The organism is Streptomyces sp. NPDC006384 (genome assembly GCF_042870695.1).
Taxonomy (GTDB): Bacteria; Actinomycetota; Actinomycetes; order Streptomycetales; family Streptomycetaceae; genus Streptomyces.
This window is the reverse complement of the sequence record NZ_JBIAHR010000006.1, coordinates 235,640-249,526: the sequence shown is the minus strand read 5'-3', so window position 1 is coordinate 249,526 and position 13,887 is coordinate 235,640. Positions and strand designations below refer to the sequence as shown.

At 71.2% G+C, this 13,887-nt stretch carries 13 protein-coding genes; 12 read left to right on the top strand and 1 reads right to left on the bottom strand.

From position 1 onward, the window contains the following. Window positions 1-11 precede the first annotated feature (11 nt). Window positions 12-767, top strand: a complete 756-nt coding sequence (gene prcA / locus ACFYOJ_RS10390) for a proteasome subunit alpha (protein WP_356553838.1) — start codon at window positions 12-14, stop codon at window positions 765-767. A 134-nt stretch (window positions 768-901) separates the two neighbouring features. Here prcA and ACFYOJ_RS10385 read toward each other — a convergent pair whose 3' ends face one another. After that, window positions 902-1,912 carry a LacI family DNA-binding transcriptional regulator gene (locus ACFYOJ_RS10385; RefSeq protein ID WP_356553840.1) on the bottom strand — a complete coding sequence of 337 codons (1,011 nt, stop codon included), beginning with the start codon at window positions 1,910-1,912 and terminating at the stop codon, window positions 902-904. Between the two features lie 106 nt (window positions 1,913-2,018). Here ACFYOJ_RS10385 and ACFYOJ_RS10380 point away from each other — a divergent pair, with 106 nt between their 5' ends. The 11 genes from ACFYOJ_RS10380 to ACFYOJ_RS10330 all read left to right on the top strand — a co-directional run bounded on the left by ACFYOJ_RS10380 (window position 2,019) and on the right by ACFYOJ_RS10330 (window position 13,546). Next, entirely contained in the window at window positions 2,019-3,278 is a 1,260-nt protein-coding gene (locus ACFYOJ_RS10380; protein ID WP_356553841.1) for an MFS transporter, read from the top strand. A 9-nt stretch (window positions 3,279-3,287) separates the two neighbouring features. After that, window positions 3,288-4,649: a Pup--protein ligase gene (pafA, locus tag ACFYOJ_RS10375; RefSeq protein ID WP_052837743.1), complete on the top strand. Its 1,362-nt coding sequence runs from the start codon at window positions 3,288-3,290 to the stop codon at window positions 4,647-4,649. 148 nt (window positions 4,650-4,797) lie between these two features. Then, the gene (locus ACFYOJ_RS10370) at window positions 4,798-5,799 is read left to right on the top strand and encodes an FKBP-type peptidyl-prolyl cis-trans isomerase (RefSeq protein WP_356553843.1); all 1,002 of its coding nucleotides are present in this window, start codon (window positions 4,798-4,800) and stop codon (window positions 5,797-5,799) included. Between the two features lie 57 nt (window positions 5,800-5,856). Beyond that, window positions 5,857-6,228: an FKBP-type peptidyl-prolyl cis-trans isomerase gene (locus tag ACFYOJ_RS10365; RefSeq protein WP_161163603.1), complete on the top strand. Its 372-nt coding sequence runs from the start codon at window positions 5,857-5,859 to the stop codon at window positions 6,226-6,228. A 159-nt stretch (window positions 6,229-6,387) separates the two neighbouring features. After that, window positions 6,388-7,341 (top strand): WYL domain-containing protein, encoded by a 954-nt coding sequence (locus ACFYOJ_RS10360; protein ID WP_356553845.1) that lies wholly within the window; start codon window positions 6,388-6,390, stop codon window positions 7,339-7,341. A 17-nt stretch (window positions 7,342-7,358) separates the two neighbouring features. After that, window positions 7,359-8,435, top strand: a complete 1,077-nt coding sequence (locus ACFYOJ_RS10355) for a WYL domain-containing protein (RefSeq protein WP_356553846.1) — start codon at window positions 7,359-7,361, stop codon at window positions 8,433-8,435. A gap of 56 nt (window positions 8,436-8,491) precedes the next feature. Further along, window positions 8,492-8,725, top strand: a complete 234-nt coding sequence (locus tag ACFYOJ_RS10350; RefSeq protein WP_356554050.1) for a hypothetical protein — start codon at window positions 8,492-8,494, stop codon at window positions 8,723-8,725. Between the two features lie 67 nt (window positions 8,726-8,792). Further along, window positions 8,793-8,987, top strand: a complete 195-nt coding sequence (locus ACFYOJ_RS10345) for a hypothetical protein (protein ID WP_356553848.1) — start codon at window positions 8,793-8,795, stop codon at window positions 8,985-8,987. 297 nt (window positions 8,988-9,284) lie between these two features. Further along, window positions 9,285-9,563, top strand: coding sequence for a Sec-independent protein translocase subunit TatA (gene tatA, locus ACFYOJ_RS10340; protein WP_225636670.1), 279 nt, complete (start codon window positions 9,285-9,287; stop codon window positions 9,561-9,563). 92 nt (window positions 9,564-9,655) lie between these two features. Beyond that, complete coding sequence (tatC, locus tag ACFYOJ_RS10335; protein ID WP_356553849.1) at window positions 9,656-10,564, top strand: twin-arginine translocase subunit TatC; 909 nt, start codon at window positions 9,656-9,658, stop codon at window positions 10,562-10,564. A 174-nt stretch (window positions 10,565-10,738) separates the two neighbouring features. Next, on the top strand, window positions 10,739-13,546 hold the full coding sequence (locus ACFYOJ_RS10330) for a DEAD/DEAH box helicase (protein ID WP_356553851.1): 2,808 nt from the start codon (window positions 10,739-10,741) through the stop codon (window positions 13,544-13,546). Window positions 13,547-13,887 lie beyond the last annotated feature (341 nt).

The window sequence follows — 13,887 nt, the reverse complement described above, 5'->3', positions numbered from 1 at the left end:
ACGGATAACCGGTGTCGACGCCGTTCTATGTCTCACCCCAGCAGGCGATGGCCGACCGGGCGGAGTACGCCCGCAAGGGCATCGCGCGTGGTCGCAGCCTGGTTGTGCTGCAGTACGCCGACGGCATCGTGTTCGTCGGCGAGAACCCGTCCCGTGCGCTGCACAAGTTCAGCGAGATCTACGACCGGATCGGCTTCGCGGCGGCCGGTAAGTACAACGAGTACGAGAACCTGCGCATCGGCGGTGTGCGCTATGCCGATCTGCGTGGTTACACGTACGACCGGGCCGATGTGACGGCCCGGGGGCTCGCCAACGTCTACGCCCAGACGCTGGGCACGATCTTCTCGAGCTCGGCGGAGAAGCCGTACGAGGTGGAGCTGGTCGTCGCCGAGGTCGGGGACAGTCCCGAGGGCGACCAGATCTACCGGCTGCCGCACGACGGCTCGATCGTGGACGAGCACGGCTCGGTCGCGGTCGGCGGCAACGCGGAGCAGATCAGTGGCTACCTGGACCAGCGGCACCGGGACGGGATGACGCTGGCCGAGGCGCTGAAGCTGGCCGTGCAGGCGCTGTCCCGCGACACGAACGGCAGCGAGCGGGAGATTCCCGCGGAGCGGCTGGAGGTCGCGGTGCTGGACCGTACGCGGCCGCAGAAGCGGAAGTTCAAGCGGATCGTGGGCGGTCAGCTGTCGCGGCTCCTGGACGCGGGAGCGGGCGGTGCCGCGTCCGCGGTCATGTCCGAGGAGGAGGACGGGGCGGAGGAGTAGTCCGCGCCGCACTTCGCCGTCGGCCGCCGTGGGACACCTGCGGCGGCCGACGCATGTGCGCCGAGGGTTCCCCGGCCGAACGGGAGCCGGGGGCGGGGAGGCACCCCGTGGTGCCGGGCGCGTGCCCGCGCCGCTCACCGCGGTGGCGCCGTGGAGCCCCGTACGACCAGGTTCACCGGGATGTCGCCGGCCTCGGGCGGCCGGCCCTCCAGGACCGCCAGCAGCGCCCGCATCCCGCGTTCGCCGAAGAGCTCCGCGTCCAGGCGGACCGTCGTCAGTTCGGGATCGATGGCGGTGGCCAGGCCGAGGTCGTCCAGGCCGGTGACGGAGAGGTCGTCGGGAATGCGGAGTCCCAGACGCCGGGCCGCCTTGTACGCGCCGGCCGCCAGCTTGTCGTCGTCGCAGACCAGAGCCGTGGGGCGGGTGCCGGGGGCGGCCAGTGCGGCCTCCGTCGCCGTCAGGGCGTCCTCGATCGAGATGGCGGCTCTGGCGGTGCGCAGTGTGGTGCCGGGGACGGCGGCCAGCCGCGCCGTGAGTTCCCGCGCGCGGACCTGGAAGGTCCAGGACGGGACGTCCGCCGCCAGGTGGAGGAAGCGGCGGTGTCCCAGGGACAGCAGGTGCTCCGTGATCTGGCGGATGGCGTCGGCGATGTCGAGGTTGACCGTGGCCGCTCCCAGGCTGCCCTCCGGGTCGCTGTCGAGCATGACCAGGGGGAGCAGGTCGCCCCGGAGGGCGGTGAGCGCGTCCGCCGCCATGGAGGAGGCGATGATCCCGTCCAGGGCCGCCTGGGCGGAGGCGAAGGGGTCGCGGGCCGGGCCGACGCCCTGGGGGGACGGGTAGAGGACCACCCCGAAGCCGTGTTCGGCGGCGACGCGAGCGGCGCCGGTGTAGACGCCGGCGAAGAACTCGGTGGTCAGCGCGGGGACGACCAGCAGGACCGTGCGGGTGCGGCCCAGGCGGAGGTTGCGGGCGGCGAGGTTGGGGCGGTAGCCGAGCGCGTGGGCGGCCTCGCGGACGCGCCGGGCGGTGGGCTCGGAGACACGGCCGCGCCACTTGTCGCCGAGGACCAGGGAGACCGCGGCCTGGGAGACGCCGGCGGCCTGGGCGACGTCCCGGCTGGTGGGGCGGGTGCTGCCTCGTGCCACCGTTGGCCTGCGCTTTCGTCTGGACTCGTGGACAGGCGACATGGTACGTATGGCGCGGCTAGTTATACGTAAAACCTTGTCCGTCGTTCCGAGAAGGGGGTGGGTCGTGGTCGCCGGTTACCTGGACATTCTCCGGGCGCGGCACGCCGTGCGGCTGCTCGTCGGCACGCTCGTGGGGCGGTTGCCGAACGCCACCGCGGCGATCGCGATCGTGCTGTTCGTGCGGGCCGAGGGCGGTTCGTACAGCCTCGCGGGTGCGCTGGCCGCGGTGTACGGGGTCGCCAACGCCGTGGGGCAGCCCGTGCTGGGCCGGCTCGTCGATCTGCGCGGGCAGCCCCGGGTGCAGTTGCCGGCCGCGGTGCTGTCGGGACTGGCCATGGCGGTCTTCGCGTTCGCCGGGACGGAGCCGGTGGCGCTCGCGTACGCGGCCGTGGCCGCTTCGGGGCTGTTCACGCCTCCGCTGGAGGGCGGGCTGCGGGCGCTGTGGCCGAGCGTGCTCCGCGAGAAGGAGCAGGTGCACGCGGCGTACGCCATGGACGCCGTGGCGCAGGAGGTGATGTTCACCGTCGGGCCGCTGCTCGTGACGGTGTGCGTGTCGCTGTGGTCGCCGCTGGCCGCTCTGCTGGTGCTGAACGGGCTGGGGGTGCTGGGCGCGCTGTCCGTCGTCGTGTCGCCGCCCTCGCGCGCGTGGCGGTCGGCTCCGCGCGAGGCGCACTGGCTGGGCGCGCTGCGTTCGTCCGGACTGCTGGTGCTGCTGGGGGCGTTTCTGTTCGTCGGGATGGCGCTCGGGTCCATCACCGTGGCGTCCGTGTCGTACGCGGACGGCCACGGCGGCGACGCGGTCTACGGGTGGCTGATGGCCGCCCTGGGCTTCGGTGCGCTGGTCGGCGGGGCCGTGTACGGGGCCCGGCAGTGGTCCGGTGACCCCGCGCGGCGACTGCGGTTCCTGGTGGCGCTTCTGGCGGTGTGTTACCTGCCGTTGATGCTGATGCCGGGGGCGTTCGCCATGGTGCTGCTGACCGCGGTCGCGGGGGTGTTCCTGGCGCCGTGCATCGCCTGCGCGTTCGTGCTGGTCGACCTGCACGCGCCGCGGGGCACGGTGACGGAGGCCTTCTCGTGGCTGGTGACGACGTTCACCGTGGGCGCCTCGGTGGGGACGGGGCTCGCCGGGCCGGTCGTCGAGCACGGCGGGGCGCTGTGGGGGTTCGCGCTGCCCGGGGCGGCAGGGGCCGTGTCGCTGCTCGTGCTGGCGTGCACGGGAGGGGTCCTCGCAGCTCCCGCCCGGACGGCGGTGGTCGCGGCTTCATCGGAAAATGATCCGAACCGTGCTGTCGAACCCCGTTTCAGTTCGGGTCATCAGGCGTAATGTTCAGTCATGGACCGCCGCATTTTCGGGCTGGAGAACGAGTACGGCGTCACGTGCACGTTCAGGGGACAGCGCCGCCTGTCGCCTGACGAGGTGGCGCGGTACCTCTTCCGCCGTGTCGTGTCATGGGGCCGCAGCAGCAATGTCTTTCTGCGCAACGGGGCCCGCCTCTATCTCGACGTGGGATCACATCCGGAATACGCCACACCCGAATGTGACAACGTGATCGAACTCGTCACCCACGACAAGGCGGGCGAGCGCATTCTCGAAGGACTCCTGGTGGACGCCGAACGACGCCTGCACGAGGAGGGAATCGCGGGCGACGTCTACCTCTTCAAGAACAACACCGACTCCGCCGGCAACTCCTACGGCTGCCACGAGAATTACCTCGTGGCCCGGCACGGGGAGTTCTCGCGGCTCGCGGACATCCTCATTCCGTTCCTGGTGACCAGACAGCTGCTGTGCGGCGCGGGCAAGGTGCTGCAGACGCCGCGCGGTGCCGTGTACTGCGTCAGCCAGCGTGCCGAGCACATCTGGGAGGGGGTCTCCTCGGCGACCACGCGTTCGCGGCCGATCATCAACACCCGCGACGAGCCGCACGCCGACGCCGAGCGGTACCGGCGCCTGCACGTCATCGTGGGCGACTCCAACATGTCCGAGACGACCATGCTGCTCAAGGTCGGCGCCACCGACCTGGTGCTGCGCATGATCGAGGCGGGCACGGTGATGCGTGACCTCACCCTGGAGAACCCGATCCGGGCGATCCGCGAGGTCAGCCACGACATCACCGGGCGGCGCAAGGTGCGTCTGGCCAGCGGCCGGGAGGCGTCCGCGCTGGAGGTGCAGCGGGAGTACTACGAGAAGGCCGTGGACTTCTGCGAGCGCCGCGGTATCCGCACCGGCACCGTCGAGCGGGTGCTGGAGCTGTGGGGCCGCACGCTGGACGCGATCGAGGCCGAGGACCTGGACCGTATCGGCACCGAGATCGACTGGGTCATGAAGTACAAGCTCCTGGAGCGGTACCGGGCCAAGCACAACATGACCATGTCGCACCCGCGGGTCGCGCAGATAGACCTCGCCTACCACGACATCCACCGCCGTCGTGGTCTGTACTACCTGCTCGAGAAGAAGGGCCAGGCCGCCCGGGTCGCCAACGATCTGAAGATCTTCGAGGGCAAGTCCGTCCCGCCGCAGACCACTCGGGCCCGGCTGCGCGGCGACTTCATCCGGCGGGCCCAGGAACAGCGCCGGGACTTCACCGTCGACTGGGTCCACCTCAAGCTCAACGACCAGGCCCAGCGCACGGTGTTGTGCAAGGACCCGTTCCGTTCGGTGGACGACCGGGTGGAGAAGCTGATCGCCGGGATGTGACCCGGGCGAGGTGAGAAGCGCTCCGTCCCGGCGGGCCGGAACGCAACACGGGCACCGTACGTTATCCGTACGGTGCCCTTCTCACGCCGTAGAGTTGCGCGCACGCCAGCAAGCAAGACCGACCGACACCGATTACGAGGCCCCCACCGTGCGCCGACGCTCCCTCCTCCTCACCGTTCCCGCCGGACTGGTCACGCTCGCCGCATGCGGTGACGAGGACTCCGGCGCGAGCAAGGCCAGTGACAGCGCGACGCCCCAGGCGTCGGACGCGTCCGCGGCGCCGGCTCCGAAGATCGTCGACGGGCCGCTGCCGGCGATCACGGCGGGCACGGAGTTCGGGCAGAAGCCGACGGTGGCCAAGGGCGGTGGTGAGCCGTCCAAGGACCTCGCGGTGAAGACGGTCGTGGCCGGCGGCGGTAAGGCGATCGCCGAGAACGACTTCCTCGCGGCGGACTACCTGGGCCAGGTCTGGGACACCGCGAAGGTCTTCGACAACTCCTACGACCGCAAGACCCCGATCGTCATCCAGCTGGCGCAGGGCAGCATCATCGACGGCTGGCGGTACGCGCTCACGGGCAAGAAGACCGGCAGCCGCGTCGAGTTCTCCGTCCCGCCCACGTGGGGCTACGGCGAGCAGGGCAACGAGCAGGGCGGCATCAAGGGCACCGACACCCTGGTGTTCGTCGTCGACGTGAAGGACACCTTCAACGCCCGGAGTTCCGCCAAGGGCAAGGAGGTCCCGCAGAACGACGCGGCGCTGCCCAAGGTCGGCACCAACACCGACGGTTCCGCCCCCTCCATCGACGTGCCCGACGCCGACGCGCCGAAGAAGCTCGTCGCGAACTACGTCATCGAGGGCGACGGCCCCGAGGTCGGCGCGCAGAACACCGTGCTCGTCCAGTACAAGGGCGTGCTGTGGAAGGGCGGCAAGGAGTTCGATTCGACGTACGGCAGGAAGCAGCTGACGTCGTTCTCGCTGCAGCAGGTCGTCAAGGGCTGGGCGCAGGGCCTGACCGGCAAGAAGGTCGGCAGCCGCGTCCTGATCGTCATCCCGCCGGACCTGGGGTACGGCGACAATCCGCCGCAGGACAGCGGCATCGAGAAGGACTCCACGCTGATCTTCTCGGTCGACATCCTCGCGAAGATGTGACCGGCGGGGATGTAAGACTGGGACGTTGCCTTTCCGCAGACAAGCAGGAGCTAGAACGTGAGCATCGACAAGCCCGAGATCGACTTCCCGGGCGGCGAGCCCCCGGCGGACCTCGAGATCAAGGACATCTGGGAGGGCGACGGCCCGGTCGCCGAGGCCGGCCAGACCGTGACCGTCCACTACGTGGGCGTGGCCTTCAGCACGGGTGAGGAGTTCGACGCCAGCTGGAACCGCGGCACGCCGTTCCGCTTCCCGCTCGGCGGCGGCCGGGTCATCAAGGGCTGGGACCAGGGCGTGCAGGGCATGAAGGTCGGCGGCCGCCGCCAGCTGACCATCCCCGCTCACCTCGCCTACGGCAACCAGAGCCCGACCCCGGCGATCCAGCCCGGCGAGACGCTGATCTTCGTGGTCGACCTCCTCGGAGTCTGACCGGAACCCGATCACGGTCCGGTCGCGCTCCGGCCGGAGCGGCGCCGGAGCCGGTCGTCCAGGGTCCATGCCCGCCCGGGCATGGGCCCTCGGCTTTTGCCCCGCCGCCGCGGGGCGGTACGGTCGTGCGTCGTAAGCACCACAGGGAGAAGGGCGTCGATGGCCATTGCCAAGGCCGAGCGGCTGATGAACCTGGCGCTGTGTCTGCTCGGGACGCGCCGGCCCCTCAGCAAGCGCGAGCTGCGTGACTCCATCGAGGCCTACCTCGAGGCGGGATCCGACGACTCCTTCAACCGCATGTTCGAGCGTGACAAGGACGACCTGCGGGAGCTGGGCCTGGTCATCGAGACCGTCGAGGGCCTCGACGGCGAGATCGGCTACCTCGCCCGCCGCGACAGCAACCGGCTGCCGCCCATCACCCTCGACGCCGAGGAGGCCGCCGCGCTCGGACTGGCCGCCAAGGTCTGGCAGCAGGCCAGGCTCGCCGGCGCGGCCAGCGGTGCGCTGCAGAAGCTGCGGGCGGCCGGGCTGCCCGAGGACGTCGACCCGTACGAGGCGCACAGCGCGCTCGAGCCGCGCATCCCCGTGCACGAGGCCGCCTTCGAGCCGTTGATGCTGGCCTGCCGCGACCGCCGCCCGGTCCACTTCGAGTACCGCAAGGCCAACGCCGCGCAGCCCGAGCCGCGCCATGTCGAGCCGTGGGCCCTGGAGTGCTGGCGCGGCCACTGGTACCTGGCCGGGTTCGACCGTGACCGCGGAGCGGAGCGGGTGTTCCGGCTGTCGCGGATCACCGGCAAGGTGCGTTCGCGCGGGGCACGGTTCACCGCCCCCGTGCCCGACGTCGTCACCGTCCGTGAGACGGTGGCGAGCTGGGCGGGGGAGACGGCCGACCGCTCCGCGCTGATCCGGCTGCGCACGGGCGCGGGGTACCCCCTTCGGGCGAAGGCCACCGTCGTGCGGGAACTCGGGGACGGCTGGGACGAGTTGGAGATCCCGTACGGGCACGGCCTGGACGCCTGGCTGGTGGAGTTCGGTCCGGACGTGGTGGTGCTGGAGCCCGCGGAGCTGCGCGCGGACGTGGTGGACCGGCTGCGTGCCGTGGCCAAGGGCTGAAGGGGAGCGACAACACAGTGGCAGGCAAACCGGTCAGGCCCGTCAACGCCATCGACCAGACCCGGCGGATGCTGTCCCTGGTGACGTATCTGCGGGAGCGCCCCGGCGCCCGCGTCGAGGACGTCGCGCGCGCCTTCGGCATCACGGAGGAGGAGCTGGTCTCCGACCTGGACGTGCTGCCCATGTGCGGCACCAGCTTCCGCGGCGGTGACCTGCTCGACATCGACACCGACGGCGAGCGCATCTGGTGGCACAACCCGGCGGCCCTCGGCGCGGACGCGGCCGAGCCGCTGCGGCTCGCCGCCGACGAGGCCACGGCGCTGCTGGTCGCCGCCCGCGCGGTGGCGACCCTGCCCGGACTGCGCGAGAGCGACCGGCAGGCGCTGCTACGGGCCACCGCCAAGGTGGAGACCGCGGCCGGCGAGACGGCCGGCGCCAGTTCGCGGCTGTCCGTCACCTTCGAGTCCGAGGGCGGCGTCTTCGCCGACGTCGACCGGGCGATCTCCGAGCGCCGGCGCCTGTGGATCCGCTACTACTCCCCGGCCCGCGACGAACTCACCGAGCGCGAGATCGATCCCATCCGCCTGGTCAGCGTCGGGCACACCTATGTGGAGGCCTGGTGCCGCCGCTCCGAGGCCCGGCGCACCTTCCGGCTCGACCGGGTCGCCGAGATCCGCATCCTGGACGAGCCCGCCGCGCCGCCGGAGGTGGAGCTGCGGGACCTGTCCGAGGCGCTGGTGCAGCCGGCCGCCGAGGACCCCGAGGTCGTCGTCGAGGTCGGCCCGGGCGGACGCTGGGTCGCCGAGTACTACCCGCACGACAGCGCGCAGGAGCTGCCCGACGGCGGCCTGCGCATCACCCTGCGCACGCCCGACCCGGCCTCCCTGCGCCGCCTGGCGCTGCGGCTCGGCCGTGACGGCCGGATCGTCTCCCCGCCCGAACTCGCCGACAGCGCCCGCCGGGCGGCCCGCGAGGCGCTCGCGGCGTACGACGGTGTGGAGGCCGTCGCGGCACACGGTGCGACACCGGCCCAGGGCTCCCCGACGGGGCACACGGAGGACGGGCCGGACGACGGGCGGGAGCGGGGACTGTGAGCGAGCCGAGGGGATCCGCGGCGCCGGGCGTGACGGCGGCGTCCGCGTTCGCCGGCATGAGGCGTGTCCCCCCGGTCGTCTTCCGGGCCGGCTGCCCCGACTGCCGGGGCCGTTTCGAACTCGCCGCCGGCGCCCTGCGCCTGGCCATCGGCGCCACGAGCCGCACCACCTTCTACTCGTTCACCTGCCCCGAGTGCGGATCCGCCGTCCGCAAGCCCGCGGGGGAGCGGATCGTGGAACTGCTCATCGGCGGCGGAGTGCGGACCCTGCGGCTGCACTCCACGGTCTAGCGGCTGCCCCCGCGGTCCGGAGGACGGTGGTCGGAACCGGTCCGCGGAAGGGTCTACGCTCGACGTCATGTTCTGGCCGATGTTCGCGGTTGCCGTGGGTTTTCTGGGTCTCGTCGTGCTCGCGGTGTTCGCGGTACGGGTGTTCGTGGAGGCGCGGCGTCTGGGCCTGCAGGTGACGGACGCGGCGCACCGGATCAACCGGGCCGCCGCGGACCTGGAGCGGGCGGCACAGAGCGCCGCCCGCTCCGCGGACGCGCTGTGAGCCTCCTCACCGGTGCGCGCCGGAAACCGTGGCGCGGCCTGCTCGTTGCGACCGGCCCGAGGGGTTCCGGCGCGCCGCGTTCCCTGCGGTCTCGCCCTGTCATCCCGCAGGTCCCGGAAGGTACGCTGCTGATCGCGCTCCGGAAAACGAGGCCCGGACGCGGACGGGAGTACGCACAGGGATTGCCTCACGTTCACCCCTGAGCGTTACGATCGCTGCACAACACGGTCGGTCGGACACCTGTCCGACAGATCGGACAGCACCCACCCAGCCGCCTCGGTGAGAAGGTAAAGACTTATGGGAAGGCTCGGACCTACCGAGATCATTCTTATTCTCGTCGTCATCATCCTGTTGTTCGGCGCGAAGAAGCTCCCGGACATGGCACGCTCGCTCGGCAAGTCCGCGCGCATTCTCAAGTCCGAGGCGAAGGCGATGAAGGACGAGAACAAGTCCGCCGCCCCCGCCGATCCGCCGAACCCCGAGCAGGCCGCGACGCAGCGCACCATCCAGGCCGCCCCCGGTGACGTGACCAGTTCGCGCCCGGTCACCGAGCCGACGGACACGACCAAGCGCTGACGCAGGGCCGGTGGCGACCGGCCCATCGCACGAGATGAGGATGTGGGTTGCTCAAGTCTGCCCGCAAGAGAGAGAAGGATCCCGAGGGGCGGATGCCCCTCGTGGAGCACCTGCGTGAGCTGCGCAACCGGCTCGCGAAAGGCATGCTGGCGATCACGGTCGTCACCGTGGTGGCTGCTTTCTACAGCCAGCAGCTGATGACCTTCCTCATGGACCCCGTGCCTCGCTGTACCGACGGTCTGGGAGAGTCCACCGGAGGCGCCTGCGCCGTCATCGCCTACACCGACCTGCTGTCGCCCTTCACCACGACGGTGAAGGTGTGTCTGATGGCGGGCATCGTCATCTCCAGCCCGGTCTGGCTCTACCAGCTCTGGGCGTTCGTGGCGCCGGGCCTGCACCAGCACGAGCGGAAGTACACGTACTGGTTCGTGGCGGCGGCCGTGCCGCTCTTCCTGGGCGGTGGCTGGCTCGCGTACACGATCATGCCCATCAGCATGCGCGTGCTGCTGGGCATCACCCCGGACGGGTCGGCGAACATCCTGCCGATGGACAAGATCCTGGACTTCATCGTCCGGATGATCCTGATCTTCGGCGGAGCCTTCGAGCTTCCCCTGGTGCTGGTCATGCTCAATGCCGCCGGTGCCGTCACCGGGCGCCGGATGGCCGGCTGGTGGCGTGGCGTGGTGATGGGCGTCTTCGTCTTCGGTGCCGTGGCGACGCCCACCACCGACCCCGTCGGCATGATCGCGCTCGCCGGCCCGATCGTCGTCCTGTACTTCCTGGCCGTCGGCTTCGCCCTGCTCAACGACAGGCGCAGGCGCCGCGCCGATCCGGACGCCGGACTCGACGACGACGAGGCGTCGCCGCTCGACCTCACCCCGGAGCCGGTCGGCGAGGTCGAACCGGTGACGGCGGCCCGGGCACTGCCCCAGCAGGCGGACGGGGGAGCCGACGGCACCACCCCGACGGCCCGGTACAACGGCTACGACGACGTCACCTGAGCCGGGCGGTACGACAGAGGCGTGTGGGCAGGGGCCGGACGGACGACCGTCCGGCCCTTCGCACGTGCGGGCCCGGAACGCACGCGGTGTCGCGGGCGGGGACGGCGGTGCCAAGGGCCGGGTCGGATAAAGATCGTCCTGTTGTCGGTGGGGCCCGGTACGCTCGAAAGTACGATGACAGAGGATCTCTCACCGGCCGAGCGGTACGCGGCAGCACGCCGGCGCGCTGCCGAGCAGGCCACCGCGCTCGCCTCCTTCCGCGAGATGTACGACTTCGGCCTCGACCCCTTCCAGATCGAGGCCTGCCAGGCACTCGAGGCCGGCAAGGGCGTGCTGGTCGCCGCCCCCACCGGTTCCGGCAAGACGATCGTCGGCGAGTTCGCCGTCCACCTGGCCCTCCAGCAGGGCAAGAAGTGCTTCTACACGACACCCATCAAGGCTCTGTCGAACCAGAAGTACAGCGACCTGTGCCGCCGCTACGGCACGGACCGGGTCGGTCTGCTCACCGGTGACAACAGCGTGAACTCCGACGCCCCGGTGATCGTGATGACCACCGAGGTCCTGCGGAACATGCTGTACGCCGGCTCGCAGACCCTCCTCGGCCTCGGGTACGTGGTCATGGACGAGGTGCACTACCTCTCCGACCGCTTCCGCGGCGCCGTGTGGGAGGAGGTGATCATCCACCTCCCCGAGTCGGTGACCCTGGTGTCGCTGTCGGCGACCGTGTCGAACGCCGAGGAGTTCGGCGACTGGCTGGACACCGTGCGCGGCGACACCCAGGTGATCGTCTCCGAGCACCGTCCGGTGCCGCTGTTCCAGCACGTGCTGGCCGGGCGCCGCATGTACGACCTGTTCGAGGAGGGCGAGGGCCACAGGAAGGCCGTCAACCCCGACCTCATGCGGATGGCGCGCATGGAGGCGACCCGCCCCTCGTACCAGGACCGCCGCCGCGGACGGCACATGCGCGAGGCCGACCGGGAGCGCGAGCGCAGACAGCGCACCCGTATCTGGACACCGGGCCGGCCCGAGGTCATCGAGCGGCTCGACGCCGAGGGCCTGCTGCCCGCGATCACCTTCATCTTCAGCCGCGCCGCCTGCGAGTCCGCCGTCCAGCAGTGCCTGTACGCCGGACTGCGGCTCAACGACGACGCGGCGCGCGCGAAGGTGCGCGCCCTCGTGGAGGAGCGCACCGCCTCCATCCCCACCGAGGACCTGCACGTCCTCGGCTACTACGAGTGGCTGGAGGGCCTGGAGCGGGGCATCGCCGCCCACCACGCGGGCATGCTGCCGACGTTCAAGGAGGTCGTCGAGGAGCTCTTCGTGCGCGGCCTGGTCAAGGCCGTCTTCGCCACCGAGACCCTCGCCCTCGGCATCAACATGCCCGCCCGCTCGGTGGTGCTGGAGAAGCTGGTCAAGTGGAACGGCGAGCAGCACGCCGACATCACCCCCGGCGAGTACACCCAGCTCACCGGCCGGGCCGGGCGGCGCGGCATCGACGTCGAGGGCCACGCCGTGGTGCTGTGGCAGCGCGGCATGAGCCCCGAGCACCTCGCGGGCCTCGCCGGCACGCGCACCTATCCGCTGCGCTCCAGCTTCCGTCCGTCGTACAACATGGCGGTCAACCTGGTCGGGCAGTTCGGCCGGCACCGCTCGCGGGAGCTGCTGGAGACCTCGTTCGCGCAGTTCCAGGCGGACAAGTCGGTCGTCGGGATCTCCCGGCAGGTGCAGCGCAACGAGGAGGGGCTGGAGGGCTACAAGGCCTCCATGACCTGCCACCTCGGCGACTTCGAGGAGTACGCGCGGCTGCGCCGGGAGCTGAAGGACCGCGAGACCGAGCTGGCCCGGCAGGGCGTGGCCCAGCGGCGCGCCGAGGCCGCCGTGGCGCTGGAGAGGCTGAAGCCGGGTGACGTCATCCACGTGCCCGCGGGCAAGTACGCCGGTCTCGCCCTGGTGCTGGACCCGGGCCTGCCCGCCGGGCGCACCAACGGCCACCGCGGCTTCGAGCACCACGACGGGCCGCGCCCGCTGGTGCTGACCGCGGAGCGTCAGGTCAAGCGGCTGGCGTCGATGGACTTCCCGGTGCCCGTCGAGGCGCTGGAGCGGATGCGGATCCCGAAGTCCTTCAACCCGCGCTCCCCGCAGTCCCGCCGCGACCTCGCCTCCGCGCTGCGCACCAAGGCCGGGCACATCCCGCCGGAACGGGCTCGCAAGAAGCGGTCCCAGGCCGCCGACGACCGGGAGATCGCCCGGCTGCGCAAGGCCATCCGTGCCCACCCCTGCCACGGCTGCGACGACCGCGAGGACCACGCCCGGTGGGCCGAGCGCTACCACCGGCTGCTGCGCGACACCTCCCAGCTGGAGCGCCGGATCGAGGGACGGACGAACACCATCGCCCGCACCTTCGACCGCATCGTCGCGCTGCTGACGGAGATGGACTACCTGCGCGGCGACGAGGTCACCGAGCACGGCAAGCGGCTCGCCCGGCTCTACGGCGAGCTCGACCTGCTCGCGAGCGAATGCCTGCGGGAGGGCGTCTGGGAGGGGCTCGCGCCGGCCGAACTCGCCGCCTGCGTCTCGGCGTTGGTCTACGAGTCCCGGACGGCCGACGACGCGATGGCGCCGAAGCTGCCCTCGGGCAGGGCCAAGGCCGCCCTCGCCGAGACGGTGCGCATCTGGGGCCGGCTGGACGCTCTGGAGGAGGAGTTCCGGATCAGCCAGACCGAGGGCGTGGGCCAGCGCGAGCCCGACCTCGGCTTCGCCTGGGCGGCGCACGAGTGGGCGTCGGGCAAGGGCCTCGACGAGGTGCTGCGCGAGGCGGAGATGCCGGCCGGTGACTTCGTGCGCTGGTGCAAGCAGGTCATCGACGTCCTCGGCCAGATCGCCGCGGCCGCGCCCGGCGAGGGGTCGACGGTCCCGAAGAACGCGCGCAAGGCGGTCGACGGGCTGCTGCGCGGAGTGGTCGCCTACTCGTCCGTGGGCTGACCCGCGCGGCCTCTCCCGGCCCGGCAGGGCGCGGTACCCGCCCCGACAGGGGAAGGACCGCCCGCCCTGCCGGGCCTTCGCGCGTCCGGGCGCCGAAGCGTCACTTCCCTCGTCGTCGCGTGCCGTACCGGTGCTTCACCCGGCACGGTGCGTATTTTCGTATGCCCGTGCGGAGTCACACATCGTGTTCGAGTGGCTTCACGCTGTGTAAATGTGCCCGAGGGTACTCCGGTCACGGTGCCCGTTTCAGGTGCTTGCCGAATATGACATGGCGATGATCCGCTCGGGCTAGGCTCGCCCGCAGCGCACCGAGTTGAGGTGGATTCGCGCGCTTGTTCCCT

Excerpts from the sequence above, each read along its gene's own strand:
- ACFYOJ_RS10330 (WP_356553851.1), top strand. The coding sequence starts at position 10,739 with ATGACAGAGGATCTCTCACCGGCCGAGCGGTACGCGGCAGCACGCCGG.
- tatC (WP_356553849.1), top strand. The coding sequence starts at position 9,656 with ATGCCCCTCGTGGAGCACCTGCGTGAGCTGCGCAACCGGCTCGCGAAA.
- tatA (WP_225636670.1), top strand. The coding sequence starts at position 9,285 with ATGGGAAGGCTCGGACCTACCGAGATCATTCTTATTCTCGTCGTCATC.
- ACFYOJ_RS10360 (WP_356553845.1), top strand. The coding sequence starts at position 6,388 with ATGGCCATTGCCAAGGCCGAGCGGCTGATGAACCTGGCGCTGTGTCTG.
- pafA (WP_052837743.1), top strand. The coding sequence starts at position 3,288 with ATGGACCGCCGCATTTTCGGGCTGGAGAACGAGTACGGCGTCACGTGC.
- ACFYOJ_RS10345 (WP_356553848.1), top strand. The coding sequence starts at position 8,793 with ATGTTCTGGCCGATGTTCGCGGTTGCCGTGGGTTTTCTGGGTCTCGTC.
- ACFYOJ_RS10350 (WP_356554050.1), top strand. The coding sequence starts at position 8,492 with ATGAGGCGTGTCCCCCCGGTCGTCTTCCGGGCCGGCTGCCCCGACTGC.